Source organism: Parvularcula mediterranea, from assembly GCF_013085255.1.
GTDB classification, from domain to species: Bacteria; Pseudomonadota; Alphaproteobacteria; order Caulobacterales; family Parvularculaceae; genus Parvularcula; species Parvularcula mediterranea.
Genome location: NZ_JABFCX010000003.1, coordinates 994,951 through 1,009,761, shown reverse-complemented (window position 1 = coordinate 1,009,761; position 14,811 = coordinate 994,951). Strand labels below are relative to the sequence as shown.

The 14,811-nt window shown below is 62.5% G+C and carries 11 protein-coding genes; 5 read left to right on the top strand and 6 right to left on the bottom strand.

Translation table 11 applies throughout. The features are described from left to right. Positions 1–337: 337 nt before the first annotated feature. Positions 338–946: a VPLPA-CTERM sorting domain-containing protein gene (locus tag HK107_RS13690; RefSeq protein ID WP_173200748.1), complete on the bottom strand. Its 609-nt coding sequence runs from the start codon at positions 944–946 to the stop codon at positions 338–340. A gap of 241 nt (positions 947–1,187) precedes the next feature. Between HK107_RS13690 and HK107_RS13685 the strand changes: the two genes are divergently transcribed. Next, the gene (locus tag HK107_RS13685) at positions 1,188–2,585 is read left to right on the top strand and encodes a sodium:solute symporter family transporter (protein WP_173200746.1); all 1,398 of its coding nucleotides are present in this window, start codon (positions 1,188–1,190) and stop codon (positions 2,583–2,585) included. Here the strand turns inward: HK107_RS13685 and serB are convergent. The 3 genes from serB to HK107_RS13670 are packed head-to-tail and all read right to left on the bottom strand — an operon-like array spanning position 2,536 to position 6,151. After that, on the bottom strand, positions 2,536–3,393 hold the full coding sequence (gene serB / locus HK107_RS13680; RefSeq protein ID WP_173200744.1) for a phosphoserine phosphatase SerB: 858 nt from the start codon (positions 3,391–3,393) through the stop codon (positions 2,536–2,538). The two genes, HK107_RS13685 and serB, sit on opposite strands and share 50 nt — an antisense overlap. Positions 3,394–3,400: 7 nt before the next feature. After that, positions 3,401–4,981: a phosphoglycerate dehydrogenase gene (gene serA, locus HK107_RS13675; RefSeq protein ID WP_173200742.1), complete on the bottom strand. Its 1,581-nt coding sequence runs from the start codon at positions 4,979–4,981 to the stop codon at positions 3,401–3,403. Between the two features lie 21 nt (positions 4,982–5,002). After that, positions 5,003–6,151 carry a phosphoserine transaminase gene (locus tag HK107_RS13670; protein ID WP_173200740.1) on the bottom strand — a complete coding sequence of 383 codons (1,149 nt, stop codon included), beginning with the start codon at positions 6,149–6,151 and terminating at the stop codon, positions 5,003–5,005. Positions 6,152–6,280: 129 nt separating this feature from the next. On the opposite strand from HK107_RS13670, the gene HK107_RS13665 reads away from it, so the two are divergent. Continuing rightward, positions 6,281–7,165, top strand: coding sequence for a MarR family transcriptional regulator (locus HK107_RS13665; RefSeq protein WP_173200738.1), 885 nt, complete (start codon positions 6,281–6,283; stop codon positions 7,163–7,165). Here HK107_RS13665 and HK107_RS13660 read toward each other — a convergent pair. Both HK107_RS13660 and HK107_RS13655 read right to left on the bottom strand, forming a co-directional pair. Next, positions 7,162–8,112, bottom strand: a complete 951-nt coding sequence (locus tag HK107_RS13660) for a ParB/RepB/Spo0J family partition protein (protein ID WP_173200736.1) — start codon at positions 8,110–8,112, stop codon at positions 7,162–7,164. The genes HK107_RS13665 and HK107_RS13660 overlap by 4 nt on opposite strands. 68 nt (positions 8,113–8,180) lie before the next feature. Continuing rightward, positions 8,181–9,371, bottom strand: a complete 1,191-nt coding sequence (locus HK107_RS13655; protein WP_173200734.1) for an AAA family ATPase — start codon at positions 9,369–9,371, stop codon at positions 8,181–8,183. Between the two features lie 623 nt (positions 9,372–9,994). Here HK107_RS13655 and HK107_RS13650 point away from each other — a divergent pair. Genes HK107_RS13650 through HK107_RS13640 form a run of 3 tightly spaced genes read left to right on the top strand, consistent with a single transcriptional unit; the run spans position 9,995 to position 14,808 of the window. After that, positions 9,995–11,131: a replication initiator protein A gene (locus tag HK107_RS13650; RefSeq protein ID WP_173200732.1), complete on the top strand. Its 1,137-nt coding sequence runs from the start codon at positions 9,995–9,997 to the stop codon at positions 11,129–11,131. Further along, positions 11,131–12,216: a metallophosphoesterase family protein gene (locus HK107_RS13645; protein WP_173200730.1), complete on the top strand. Its 1,086-nt coding sequence runs from the start codon at positions 11,131–11,133 to the stop codon at positions 12,214–12,216. Before HK107_RS13650 ends, HK107_RS13645 begins: the two co-directional genes overlap by 1 nt. Positions 12,217–12,219: 3 nt before the next feature. Continuing rightward, the gene (locus HK107_RS13640) at positions 12,220–14,808 is read left to right on the top strand and encodes an AAA family ATPase (RefSeq protein ID WP_173200728.1); all 2,589 of its coding nucleotides are present in this window, start codon (positions 12,220–12,222) and stop codon (positions 14,806–14,808) included. The last annotated feature ends 3 nt before the right edge of the window (positions 14,809–14,811 follow it).

Genomic DNA, 14,811 nt, shown 5'->3' with positions numbered 1-14,811 from the left:
GGAGCATCATGGGACGGACCGGTCGTCGCGGGATCGGCTCTGGGGCGGCGCCTGCGGGTGTGTTGGCGGAGTGACCCTCCGTTGGCTGAGGGATCGAGATGACGCGGCCTCAGCCATTCACCAGCCGCCTGCCGAGGGTTTGAAGTGCTTACCCGCGCACGAGGGTCTGAAGATCCCCTCCCGCGGAGCTGGCCCCTCGCATAATGGCGTCGCCGGGCGCGGCTTCGGCCAGCGCACATAACAAAAAAGAGCGCGACCGAAGTCGCGCCCGGGCTTCCCATGTCAGACGACAGTCCTGCTCTTCCGCAGGCTGAGGATTACCCTTGCCTGAAGGGCCTTACGCCGCCCGCGCCTTCTTCCGGCGACGCATGATCACTCCGCCTACAGCCAGACCGCCGAGATAGATCGGAAGCGCCGCAGGAACCGGCACCTCCGAATAGGAGAGATTGTCGATGATCGTGAAGGCGTTGCTGCTCTGGATCTCAATCGCGTCAAACACGATCCCTTCGAAGCCGAAGAACGCCGTCGTCGAGCTGAACCCCGCATCGAAGTTGAAGCTCTCCACCGTCGAGCCGCCATCAAGCGCCGTGAAGGTGAAATTCCCGAAATTTGCGGAGAAAGCGAGGCTCGCCGCGCTCACCGCATCGGTAAAGTTGATCGTGTACGTCGTCAGCGTGCCCGAGCTGCCAAAGCTAGCAAGCCCCGGATCATCAAGGTTCGGACGGTTGCTGAAGTTCTCGATGTAGAAAAGGTTCGGCGAAAACGTGACGCCCAGCGCCTCGTACTGGTCCGTGACCACCGTCCCCGGCGCCAGCGCCACCTCGTCAAACGTGATCGTCTGGTCAGCATTCGCAATGCCGCTCGAAGCATTCGAGATCGGCGCAGCAGAGGCCGCAGCACTCAAAGCGCCAACAGAAAAGAGAGCGGAAAACAGCGACTTCTTCATAAGAACCCCCAAGGTCTCTGAAACGCTATCACGCAGCCGTGATAATTCCTAAGACTTTCCTTAAGCGCACCGTGCACCGGCATCATCAATACATGCCCCACGTGCAGCCTTTTCCTGAGCACACACCGGACACTTACCCTCCCAACCCGCAGTTCACAGTAGAATCGCAAGGCTCCCAGCTCCGTTCAGGTCCTGAGATTTTCGCTTGCGCGCCTCCCGGCACCGGGCAATCTCCCCGCCCATGACCGCGCTGTTCCTCGGGGCCTACGTCCTCCTCCAGATCGCCATCGCCGCCTGGGCCGCGAGGGGCACCAAGACCGACGAGGACTACCTTGTCGCTGGGCGAACCCTCGGCGTCTGGCCCATCGCCTTCTCCGTCTTCGCCACATGGTTCGCAGCCGAAACCGTCATCGCCACCTCCGCCGAAGTCGCAGCCGATGGCCTCGCCGGCGCAAGGGTCGAGCCCTTCGGATACGCGCTAGGCCTCGTGGTCCTCGGCACCTTCATCGCCTTCCGCCTGAGGTCCGAAGGCCACATGACCCTCGCCAGCTTCTTAGGCTCGAGGTTCGGCCCGCATGTAGAGGTCGCGGCCGCCCTCTTCACGGCCATGAGCGCCACCGTCTGGGCCGCCGCCCAGCTCAGCGCCCTCGCCGTCATCCTGTCGGAGGCGACGGGGCTCGGCACAGGCCTCATGCTCATCGTCAGCACGGGAATCGTCCTCACCTACGCATGGGTCGGCGGCCTCAAAGGCGACGTTGTTACCGACGTCCTGCAGGGCGGGGTTATCATCCTCGTGCTGCTGATCCTCCTCGTCCTTGTGTTCAGGGAGGCAGGCGGAGTTGGCGGCGCGTTTTCCGCCATCCCCGAAGGCTCGCTCTCCATGAAAAAGGAGGGCGAGGGCTGGCTCACGAGGATTGAGCTTTGGTCCCTGCCGATCCTCGGCACGATCGTCAGTCAGGAAGTCATCGCCAGAACCCTCGGCGCGAGATCCCCGGAGGTTGCCCGGCGTGGAACGCTTCTCGGGGCAGGTCTCTTCCTCTTGGTCGGGATGATCCCTGTTACCTTGGGCCTCATCGGTCCGGGTCTCGGGTTGGAGCTTGCCGATGGAGATGGGTTCTTCACCTCGCTTGCGAAGACACTCCTCCCCGCCTGGCTCTATGTTATCATCGCCGGGGCCATGGTCTCGGCGATCCTCTCATCGGTCGATAGCGCCCTCCTTGCGGTGTCCGCAGTGGCGACGGAGAACGTGCTGGCAAAGCTGCGTCCCGAGACGAACGGCAAAGCCCGCCTCGTCATGGCACGGACGGTCTCAGCCTGCGCCGCCGTCGCCGCCCTCGCCGTCGCGGCAGGCGGCGACTCAATCAGGGCCATTGTCCTCACCGGCGAAGGCATTGTCGGCCTTCTCGTCATTCCGGTGCTGGTCGGGCTCCTGATGCCAAAGGGCGGGCGCATCCCGATCCTCATGGCCCTCGCCACCTCGCTAGCGCTCACGGCCTGGCTCGACTGGATCGCAGGGGTTCCGGGCGCCTTCCTCTACGCCCTTGCGGGCGGAGCAGCGGCCTTCGCACTTGGGCACATCGCCCTCAGGTTCAGGGCATCACCCAGTCAGCCTGCGGAACACCCTGAAGTGAAAGAATAGCCGTCAGATCAGCATGCTGAAGAACAGCGTCCGAAGCCTTCGCCAGAACCGGCTTGGGCCTGTAGCCAATACCAAGCCCCGCCGCCTCAATCATCGCCTTATCATTGGCACCATCACCAACGGCCACCACATCCGAAGGCTCCAGCGAAAGTTCGGCACAAAGATCATCAAGCCGGGCCTTCTTCGCATTAGGCCCAAGGATCGGCTCGGCCACCTCGCCTGAAAGCACTCCGTCTGCTGACCGCAGGCGATTGGCATAGACATCATGGAAACCGAGCTTCTCCCCGACAGGAGCCGCAAAGATATCAAAACCGCCTGTCACCAGCGCAGCCCTCGCTCCCCGTGCGACCATCGTCCGCACAAGGATATCCGCGCCTTCATTGACTGTGATACGCTCTCTCAGGGCTGTGGCAGCAGCATCAATGGAGAGGCCGGCAAAGAGTTTCACCCGTGCACGGAGCGCTTCGTCAAAGGCAAGCTCCCCACGCATGGCCTTCTCGGTGATATCTCTGACTTTTTTTCCAAATCCAAAGGCTTCGGCCAGTTCGTCGAGGCTTTCCTCTCCGATCATGGTGGAGTCCATATCGCAGAGAAGGAGCTTCTTTTCACGGCCTTCCAAGGGGACGAGACCAACATCAAAGCCGCCGCGCTCAAGCAGCGCGTTGGCCAGCTTCGCGGCGTTCCCCTCGGGCAAATGAACCTCGGCAGCCTGATCGCTCATCGTGACAACCGAGAGCTCAAGACTGCGCACGGCGACCCGGAGCGCTCCAGGAGCGCCGGGGCCGAGAAGGAGAACAGCGTGGCTCATGTCAGGTTCAGAACCTCAGGGTTGAAGCCTTCTTGATTTGCGGCAGTGCACGGATGGCTTCGAGCGGCGGCTCATCCTTGCCGCAGTCGAGAGCAACGAGGGCGACAGCGTCGCCGCTCTCTTCCCGCCTGCCAAGGTTGAAGGTCGCGATGTTGATGTTTGCATCACGGAGCACTTCACCAAGGCCAGCGATGAAGCCCGGCTTGTCCTCGTTTTCAACGTAGATCATGCAAGATGAGACGCTTGCCTCCAGACGAACACCGCCGAGACGCACGATCCTTGGTTCACCGCCGAAGAGAGCGCCGGTCACGGCGAACTCACCCTCGGAAGTCGTCACACGAACGCTCAGCGTGCTGCCGAAGTTGGGAGAGGTTTCAGTTTTCTCCTCAGTGATCGAAATGCCCCTATCCTTGGCAAGGGCCGTCGCGTTGACAGCGTTGACCGTCGCGAGCTGCGTCTTGAGGGCTGCGGAGACGACACCGGAGATGATGGGGTCAATCTTCAGGGCACTGACGGCACCAGCGAAGCGGACCGTGATCCCCTCGATCGCGCCCTCGGAGAGCTGGCCGGCCATCGAGCCGACCTTTTCGCCGAGATTGATGAAGGGCTTCAGCTTCGGCGCCTCCTCGGCCGTGACCGAAGGCATGTTCAGGGCGTTCTGAACCGCGCCCGTCAGGAGGTAGTCCGCGATCTGCTCGGCAATCTGAACCGCGACATTCTCCTGCGCTTCTTGGGTCGAGGCACCGAGGTGCGGAGTGACCACGACGTTCTCACGATCGAAGAGCGGATGCTCTTTCGCAGGTTCCTCGAGGAACACATCGAGCGCGGCACCGGCGACGCGGCCATCGTCGAGAGCCTCGGCCAGCGCGTCCTCATCGATCAGGCCGCCCCGGGCACAGTTCACGATGAACGCACCCGGACGAATGACCTCGAGGGCTTCGCGGCTGATGATGTTGCGCGTCTTGTCGTTAAGGGGCGTGTGCAGGCTGATGAAGTTGGCTCGGGTCAGCAGCTCATTGAGAGAGACCAGCTCGACACCCATGTCCTTCGCTTTTTCTTCCGACAGGAAGGGATCGAAAGCGATGACCTTCATGCGCAGGCCCTGGGCGCGACTGGCGACGATGCCGCCAATATTCCCCGCACCGATGAGGCCGAGGGTCTTGCCGAAGAGCTCGCGGCCCATGAATTTCGACTTCTCCCACTTGGACAGCTTGGTCGAAGCGTCCGCCTGCGGAATTTTCCGGGCGACAGCAAACATCATGGCGATAGCGTGCTCTGCGGTCGTCACGGCATTACCGAACGGTGTGTTCATCACCGCGATTCCTGCACCGGTGGCGGCATCGATATCGATATTGTCGACACCGATCCCTGCCCGGCCGATGACCTTCAGCTTCGGCGCATTGGCAATGACCTCGGCCGTGGCCTTGGTGGCCGACCGAATGGCCAGTCCATCGGCATCGGCAAGCTCTTTACGCAGAGCTTCGGGATCCTTGGCGAGATCCGGGTTGAAGACCACGTCGATCTTGCGGGCCTCGAGAATGCGGACGGCATCCTCGCCCAGCTTGTCGGAGATAACGACTTTGACCATGAGATTGATCCTTCGGTTCGGTCAGAGTTTGTCAGCGTGCTGCGCGAAGGCCCAGTCGAGCCATTGCGTCAGGATTTCAATGTCGCCGCTTTCCACGGTCGCGCCGCACCAGATGCGGAGCCCCGGAGGCGCCGCGCGATAGCCGGAAATGTCGTAGGCCGCTTCTTCGTCTGCCAGTGTCTTGACCAGCGCCTTGATGAAGGCCTGCTGATCATCGGCGGGCAGGCCTGCGACGCGGGGGTCGGTAATCTTGAGGCATACGGAGGTGTTCGAGCGGATCTTTTTGGGCGCAAGAAAGTCGATCCAATCCCGCTCTGCCGCCCATGCCTCGAGCACGGACAGGTTCTTGTCCGCTCGTGCTTTCAGGGCTTCGAGCCCGCCAAGCCCTTCGGACCAGTCGAGTGCGTCGATGTAATCCTCAACCGCCAGCATGGACGGCGTGTTGATCGTCTCCCCGCGGAAGATGCCTTCATTGACCCCCTCCCCTTTCCGGATGCGGAAGATCTTGGGGAGTGGCCAGCTTGGCTTGTAGCTCGCGGCGCGCTCGATGGCCTTGGGTCCGATGATCAGCACACCGTGCTGCGCCTCACCGCCCAGCACCTTCTGCCAGGAGTAGGTCACCACATCGAGCTTCTCCCAGGGGAGGTCCTGCGCAAACGCAGCCGACGTCGCGTCGCAAATGGTGAGGCCCTCGCGGTCGTCAGAGATCCAGTCCGCATTCGGAACACGCACGCCCGAGGTCGTGCCGTTCCACGTGAAAACCACATCGTGGGCGGGGTCGACCGACCCAAGGTCCGGAAGCTCTCCGTACCCGGCCTTCAGCACGTTCGGTTCAAGACCAAGCTCGTCAACGGCATCCTTGACCCAATCGAGGCCAAAGCTCTCCCACGCGGCAACCGTGACTGGCCGTGCACCGAGGAAGTTCCACATCGCCATCTCGACAGCGCCGGTGTCGGACGCGGGCACGATGCCGATAAGGTGAGTGTCCGGCACGCCGAGGATGGCGCGGGTCTTGTCGATGGCTTCCTTGAGCCGCGCCTTGCCGATCGAGGAGCGGTGGGAGCGGCCAAGAGTCGGCGAGGCGAGCGCAGCGGCGCTCCAGCCTGGCCGCTTGGCGCAGGGTCCGGACGAGAAAGACGGGTTGGTTGGCTTGATGCTCGGCTTGTCCATAGGCTCTGTTTGAACGCTTTATATTGCAGTGCAAGAGAATTGCAGGCGATCCCCGTTAGCACGAGGCGATTCTGGATAGATTCCTGCGCAGGGGTGGCAGAGGAACCGATAGCGTCTATAGCGGTTCCGATGGATCAACTCGAACCCTCCCAATGGGCGACTTGCGGCCTTGCGATCGGTCGGCTTTCCGCAGCGGTCGACCGCTCTTCCCTGCGCGCACTCTGGCTCTCGCACGAGACGGCGCGGGTTGTCTCGCGGCTTTTCAGCCGGGGTGCTGCGCCGATCTCGGCGCCTGAGCTCCTTGGCATGGCTGCGGGCCTGCCGGGAGACATGCCGTCGGTCGAAGAGGCAGCAGCGAGGCGCTTCTGGACCCAGGCGCTTCGGCTCTGGTCGCCGCGGGTGGCGATGGAGCCATCGGCAACTGTCCCCGAAATCACGAATCGCCTCCGGCATCTCTCCGAGGAGGGCCTTCCTCCTGGAGACCTCGCCCTTGAGACACCGCTTAGGCTCGCTGCCGCAAGCCTCTGGCCCCTGCCCTCTGCCGCGCTGGCGCTACCGCCTGAGGGGCATGAAAGCTGGGAGATGGCCTTCGTTCCTGCTCTTATCGAGGAGCTTGAGGGCGCTCATGAGCGCCTCAGGTCCATCGAGCGGGACTTTGGAAGATGGCGGTCGCTACTTCCCCCTGCCCGCTCAGACAGCCGGCTTGGGGATGCGGTCGTGCTTTTAGGGACGGCTCATGCGCTGACCCCTCGCTATGTCGGTGATGCTTTAGGACTGACACGCCAGGCCTCAGCGCGCCTCCTGAAGCGCCTCGAGAGCCTTGGGATTGTGAAGCGCGCAACGGCGCGGCAGCGCTGGCTGATCTACCTCGCCGCAAATGTGCCTGCGCCGGTTGTCCCCGAAATCACGAAGAACGAACCGGCGCGAGAGCTTGTGGATATGTCGGAAATCGATCGGGTCTTGGAGAACGCTTACGCCGCCCTCGACAAGACCGCTCGGCTGGACGACGCTTAGAAGAGCGCTTCTTCGATTGCTTTGAGGAGCGCCTCGCGGTCCTTGAGCTTCGCCCGGGGTATGGTCAGCACTTTCGTCCGGGCGCGGGTCTCAGACGAAAGGAGCGTCCTGCCCTCACCATCGAAGAAGGTCTGAACGTCCTTCTCCTTGGGCGCCTTCGCAGCGCCTTTGAGAGCCGCGAGCACTTTAGCAGGACTTCTTTCGCCGCCCTCCTCCGCAATTCGGGACGCCTCAGCAAGAACGGCAGATCGCGCATCGGATGCCAAAAGCGGAGACAATTCAGCGGCATGGCGGATGCCAATACCGCGTACATCGCCATAGGCATCGAGGATCGCCGCAGGCAGCTCCCCGATCCGCAGGTAGCGGCTGAGCCAAGTCCGTTCGACGCCAATGCGCTCCGCCATGAGTGCCTTGTTGTCGTCATAGTAGGCAGTCAGCGCACGTCCATAGTCCCTGCTCCGCTCGAAATCGGAGATGTCTTCCCTCTCCCGGTTCTCGAGATCGGATAGTCTGAAGGCCTCTTCGTCCGTGATGTCACGAATATCGACAAGGTAGAGAATGTCGGTGCGGTGCTCGGCTTCGCGGAGGTGGCTGATCGCGAAGTGTCGTCGCGCGCCGCAGATCACTTCGTACTGGTAGCTTTCTCCCTGCACCGGCCGGACAATCGCAGGCATCTCCTGACGGCCCACCGCCTTGATGGATTTGATGAGGTCAGAGCAGCTTTCCGGCGTCAGGAGATCATAGAGACGGTTGTGGCCCTCCCACATCCGGCACTCTTTGGGATCAACGAGCCTGAGCTTCCCGTTCTTGAGCCGGCCGTCCGACGCTTCGGAGATTAGGCTCTCGCGCTCAGCAGTGTATTCGCGTCTTGGAGCCTCGGGCTTTTCCGTGTTTTCGAGGCGGGCATTGATGGCGTCGGCGAGAATGCGGGCGCGTTTACGGGCCATGATCTATCTCCACATCGTGCACATGTGCACGCTTGGTCAAAATGGGTCCGTGCACATGTGCACAGTGATTACGCGATTCCCTCCGCGCGCAATTTTGTCCGGTGGCTTGGCCAGGTCTCACGGACTTTGCGTTCAAGATCCCCCATGACGGCAAGGAGATTGTTCCGGCAGCGACGGGCTGTGCGCGACTGACCGCCAGAAGCTTCGAAGACGGTACGCATCTCAACAGACGCCGTGTCAAACTCAGCGGAATCGAGGAGGGCCGTCGGAAGGATAGAGCCCGAGAAGGCGCGTCCCATAACATCGCGCATGACCTCGTGAGCGCCTTTCTGCTCCACGACCTTGGTGGCAAGCAGGGTGACGAAGCTGTACTCGACAGGTGACTGGGTCTGGGTGTTCAGCGCCTCGACGACCTCCTCGAGCATGGCGAGATAGGCAGCCGTGGAAGCGAAATCGATTGAGCTCGGCGGTGTCGGAATGAGGATGGCACTCGCAGCCTGAAGCACCGAAAGCGAGATCATGCCTAGGGCAGGGGGTGGATCGATCACGACGATATCGTAGCTCGCAGCCGCCTCGAGGAGGCCGGTCTTAAGCCGCGAAAGCCGCGAGACGTCACCCTTCACCTGCTGGGAGAGAATGTACTCCGCCGAGTAAAGGCCGAGGTTGGCAGGAATGAGGTCCAGACCGTCCCACCTCGTGGGCCTGACGGCGTAGCCAATGCCATCCGACCGGTCGGCAATAAGATAGGGCAGGAGCGTGGTCTCGGTCTCGATATCAACGTCAGGGTTGAAGCCAAAGAGCGTCGTCGTCGAAGCCTGGCTGTCCGTGTCAACGATGAGGACCCTATAGCCCTTCTCCGCGAAATACTGCGCCGCATGTGCGGAGATGGTGCTCTTACCAACGCCGCCCTTGAAGTTCTGGACGGCAAGAATGACGGGCGGATCGTCAGGCGCCCGCTGGGGTCTCGTTCCGAAATGGTCACGCATGCGGTTCACTTCCGCGAGGCTGTAGCCAGCACGTTGACCTGAGGAACGAAGCGTTGGTTTGGGCAGGTCGCCAGCCGCTTCTGCCCTGCGGATCGCATCAACCGACCGTCCGACCAGCTGCGCGGCCTCTGTCAGCCGGTAACGCCGCGGGCCCGTCTCGGCCACCCGGTCATCGGCGACATCGCGCATCGAGCCGATAATGCCGTCAGCGGTGGTCACCAAGTGGCTAATCGTCTCCAAGGTGGCGGCACCCGGTGCTTTCGGTTGTTCCATTCGGTGACCTCGCTGCGCTGCAGATTTTACCGGACAGTGCCAGAAACTGCAGCGGGCGCAAGGGACACGATTCGAGACGCAGAGTCTCCTCGTGTCTTCAGGGACAGTCTGCTTCGTGGGACTCGTGTTTTCGCACCATCATGCTCGTGTCATCACGGACAAGGATATCGTGACTTTGGGGACGGAGAGTCGTGTTTTCACGGAAGCGATACCGGTTTCTTCCGTGCCTTTTCAATCGCTTACACCGACAGTAACCCTTTAAACACTACTAACCCATCTAATCAGAGGTTTGCTGGGGTTTTTGGTCAATCAGGCAAAATTCCGCAGCAGCACGCAGCTGACGATTCGCAGGAGTACGAATCGAGACCGCTTTCGTAGCTTCGTGCTTACGAGGACAAACCCGCCGATTCGACCCTGAAAGCACGAACACTGGCCATGGACCGTCCCTGAAAGCATGAAGTCCAGTCATTCTGCGGGCTTGCGCCGAGTCCCCACCTCGGCCTTGGGCAGAATCCTCGTGCTATTGGGGATGAATCCCCGATGGCACGAATGCGAATCGTGGACTCTCTTGTGAGCGCTGGCGCGAATGCCAGACCTTTGAGCGGTAGAAGAGACAGGACGCGATGGCCGAGCAGATGACACTGGCGGAACTCGATAGCCCCCTCCACGGACAGGTGAAGGGTGAGCGCTCAGTGATGGCGTTTCCGTTCTTCGCGCTCTCGAAGGGCCGGCGCATGCAGCCCATCACCTACGCCGACGACTATGTCTCGATCGAAGTTCGTCCCAGCCAGACCGGGGTCGCCACGATCTACGACAAGGAGATCCTCCTCTATATCGCGAGCCTTCTCGTCAGCCAGATGAAGAGCCAGCAGACCCCGAGCCAGGAATATAGCTTCACTGCCCACGACTTCCTCCGGGTGATCGGCGGCAACCGCTCAGCCCGCAGCTACCAGCGGATCCACGGCGCGCTCGAGCGTCTGCAGGGCACGCAGATCAAGACAAACATAGAGGCAGGCGGAGAGGGCGAGGACGGCTTCTTCTCGTGGGTCTCGGAAGCCAAGATGAGCTACACGAAGACGGCTGACGGTGGAAAACGTCTCAACCGGGTGAAAGTCCGCTTATGCGACTGGCTCTATCGCGCGCTTATCAAGGATCAGAAGATTCTGACCTATGACTCGAATTATTTTCAGCTTTCGCCGATTGAGCGCAGGCTCTACGAGTTGGCGCGGGTGCATTGCGGGCAACAGCGGTTTTTCCACATTGGGCTCGCGAAGCTCCAGAAGAAGGTGGGCTCAGAAGACCGCATGGCGAAGTTCAAATCGGCCCTTCGCGAAATCGAAGTGCGCCAGCCTATTCCTGAATATGACCTGGTGGTGGTCGATGATCCCCATTCTGACGGCGCGCGGATGATTTCGAGCGCAGGGTTTGGCTCAGCCATCTCGAAGCGCAATCCTATGGTGCTCTTCCGGCCCAAGGGCAGGCCGCGGGCGAGCGCTCGGCGGGTGGAGGTGAAGCTCCCTGCCGATCAGACATCCCAGCCCAAGGCACTGCCCGTGGCGGAGCCTGCCGAGATCGCGGATCTCGAAGTGAGTTCTTACGCACTTGAGCAGGCGAGCCGGCTCTTCCCCGGCTACGACAAGTACGGTGTCCTCGAGGAGTGGAAGCGCTGGGCCGAAGGCAAGGAAGCTCCACGTCGGCCCGATGCTGCGTTTCTCGCTTTCTTCTCCACCTACGCCAAGCGGAACCCGCTGCCCAACTGATGGGCTTCCGGTTCCTCCATACGGCTGACTGGCAGCTGGGGCGCCCCTTCGCTCGTTTCGATGCCGAACTGAGGGGCCAGCTGAAGGATGCGCGGCTGTCGATCATCGAGACACTGGCGGCTTTGGCGCGGGAGGAAGGCGTCACGCATGTGCTCGTCGCCGGTGACGTCTGGGACCAGATGGCGCCGTCCGATCAGAGCCTGCGACGACCCCTCGACCGGATGCGGGCGGCGAGTGACCTCCAGTTCTGGCTCATGCCGGGGAACCACGACCCTGCTGGCGCCGAGGGACTGTGGCAGCGCCTTCAGGAGATGGGCGTGCCGGAAAATGTACACCTTCTTCTTGAGGCGAGACCGCACCAGCTGGAGGAGGGCGTCTTCGTCCTCCCCGCGCCCTGGCCGACGAAGAGGCCTGGCCGTGACCTGAGTGCCGATCTCGACAGGATGGAGACCCCGGAAGGGGCTCTTCGTATCGGCCTCGCCCATGCCGGGACCGAGGACATCAAGGAAAACGCTGAGAGCGCTATGCTGATCGCGCCGGACCGCGCGGATCGTGCGGGGCTCCGTTACCTCGCGCTCGGCGACTGGCACGGGATGAAAAGGGCAGGGGAGCGGACCTTCTATTCCGGCACGCCCGAACCGGACCGGTTCCGAAACAATAACCAAGGCTACGCGCTTATCGTCGACACAGACCAGCCCGACGCTCCCCAGCGCCACGCGACGGCGCAGTTCCGCTGGCGCATGGCGGAAGCTGCCTTCCTCCCAGGTGACGACCCGGTCCAGAAGCTGGCTGATATCTTCCCCGCTGATGCTGCCCTCGACAGAACACTGGTCCGGCTCGAGATCTCCGGTGTCCTCTCCCTTTCAGAAAGCGGCGCTCTGACCAGGTTCCTCGAAGAGCAAAGGGCACGGGTGGCTTATCTGCGTCTCAAAGATCAGGGATTGTCGGTGGAGACTGATGCGCGCGACCTTGATGAGCTCTTGGGCGACGGGCTCCTGCGCAATGTCGCGGAGCGGCTCGCGGCCAGCCCGGAGAGCGAGGCATCCCTGGCGCTGCGCTATCTCGACAGCTTTGCGCGGAGCTAGCCGATGAAGATCGAAGCGCTCCGCGTTCGCAATCTGCGTAAGTTCGGTGCCAAAGGGCTCGCGATCGAGAATTTCGCGCCGGGCATCAACCTCCTCGCCCGGCCCAACGAGTTCGGGAAGAGCGCGCTCTTCGATGCCTTGAGGGCGGGTCTGTTCTTCAAGCCGACCGCCAACAACAGGGAGACCCGGGCGCTGAAACCCGAAGCGGGTGGCGATCCGTTGGTCGAGATCGATCTTTCCTCCCAGCAGGGATCGTTTCGGGTTCGCAAGCACTTCATGGGCTCCCGCAAGGGGTCGGGGACCCAGCTTCTCGAACGGCCGACGCTGCGCGAGCTCGCGCGGGAAGACGCGGCGATTGCGAAGATCGCCGAGATGCTCGGCGCGGCGTCTCCTACTGAGGGGACACCCGGTCTTCTCTGGCTGGCCCAGGGCGAAGGGTTTGCTCCTGGCCTCTCAGGCGAGCAGCGCAAAACCGCTGACGGGCTTCTCTCGTCGGAAGTCACCGAAGCCGCGATGGGCGGTGACGTGGGACGGGTGCGCAGCCGGACGGAAGCCGAGCTGCAGAAGCTGGAAACCCTCAAGACCGGGAAGGCGACGGGCGAGATGGCGACGGCTCTCAAGACGGTCTCCACTTTGGAGAGTGACGTCGCCGAGCTCGAACAGAAGGTGCGCCTCAGCTCCGACCTCAGAAGCGAGGTCGAAGGTCTGTCCAAGCGCGAGGCACGCCTGTCGGAGCCGAAGGAGACGGAGCGCCGCCGCGAGGAGCTGCGCGAGGCCCGTCTCGCCGCAAAAGAGGCCGAACTCGACCTCCAGAAAGCCAGCCATACCCGCGAGCAGCTGGCCGCAGCCGAAGCCGCGCTCCAGACGGCCCGGGACAAGCAGACTGAACTGCAGGCGAGCCTGAAAGAGCTGGAAAGCAAGGAAAAAGCGCGGGGTATGGCCGCGGCTGCGCTCACAGCAGTGCAGGATGACCTTGGCCATACCGAGGCTGCGCTGAAGGCTGCGAGCGAGAAGCGTGAGGGGGAACAGGCCCGTCACGACACGCTCTCCCGAGAGTTCGCGGAGGCACGCCGAAATGAAGCTTTGGAGCGGGAGCAGGCCGAAGCGGAGCGGCTGAGAGAGACGAAGGAACGCGTCGATACAGTGATGAAGGACGCGCAGCGCCTCCGGGAGGTTTTGAAGGCTCCCGCCATCGACTTGGCGCAGCTCGCAAAGCTCGAAACTGCAGTGCTCCGTGCGAAAGCGGCGGAGGAGGCAGAAGCGCCGGTCCTGACCTTGGAGGAGGGCGGTCCGGCAACGCTGAACGGTGAGGATTTGAGGGCTGGTGAGGGGCAGACCCTCTCGGGCAGCGCAGCGATCGAGATCGGGGGAACGAGGCTTACGGTCGACGTTCCCGACCGCGGAAATCTCGCCAGGAGCCGGGCAACCGCCGAAGGGGAACTTGCAGCCTTCCTTTCGGCGGCCGGGGCCAAGAACGCTGAAGACGCCGCTGAGATCGAGCGATCCCGCAAGGCGGCAGAAGCGGACCTCAAACGTCTTGATGCCGAAAGGAAGCGCCTCGCGCCTGATGGCTTGGGGGCTATCGAGGCGCGTCTGGAAACGCTCGCGGCTGCCGAGCAGCCCGCAGGCGACCTACGGCGACTAGAAGATATCGAACCGCTTTTGGATGAAGCAAAGACGGCTCTCGACGCTGCCTCAGCCGATGAACGACGCGCGCAAGCTTTCCATAAGGCTGCGAGCGATAAGGCCCTCGAAGCGAAGTTTGCCGCTGCCACCAACGAGAAAGACTGCGAGCGGCTGCTCAGTCAGCTTGGAGATGAGGCAGCGCGGGCTGGGAAGCTTGCCGCGGCGGAAGACGCCGTCCTCGCTGGCGAGCGAGCCCGCGGTGCGCGGGCGTCGGAGCTTGAAGCCCTCGAGAAGAACGTCGCCGCCGGCCAAGCGGCCACCACGAGGCTCAAACGGCTCGAGGAGGTCGAACGGAAGCTCGGCCAGGAGCTTTCGTCCTTGCGCGAAAACCTGGCCCAGAAGCGCGGTCAGCTGAGGGCTCTCGATGCTGACGGGGCGGAAGAACAGTTAGCGGCGGCCGTGGAACTCCTCGAAGCTGCGTCCCAGCGGGCGGAGCAGCTCGAAGAACGGCGCAAGGCGCTGCGGATGCTGCTTACCCTGATCGATGACGAGGAAGCCCAGCGCCGCGACCGGGTGGTCGAGCCAGTGATGGCGACCATCAGACCGATGGCGGCACGTCTCCTGGGGGCCGAAGCTCTTCGTTTCGATAGCGAATGGAGGCCGGAAGCCGTTGACCGACAGGGGCTCGCTCTCGGCGACGCCCAGCTGTCAGGCGGGACACGAGAACAGCTCGCGCTTCTGACCCGGATCGGTTTTGCGAAACTTGCGGCAAGCCAGGGGGAGCCGATGCCCCTGATCCTCGACGACCCGCTGAGCTACGCCGACGATGACCGGATCAAGGTGAGCTTCGACCTTCTCCACGAGCTTGCGCAGGAGACCCAGATCATCATTTTCTCCTGTCACGAGCAGGTCTTCGATGAGCTCGGGGCGCACCGCCTTGAAACAGAGGCCTTTCCCGAAAACTGATTC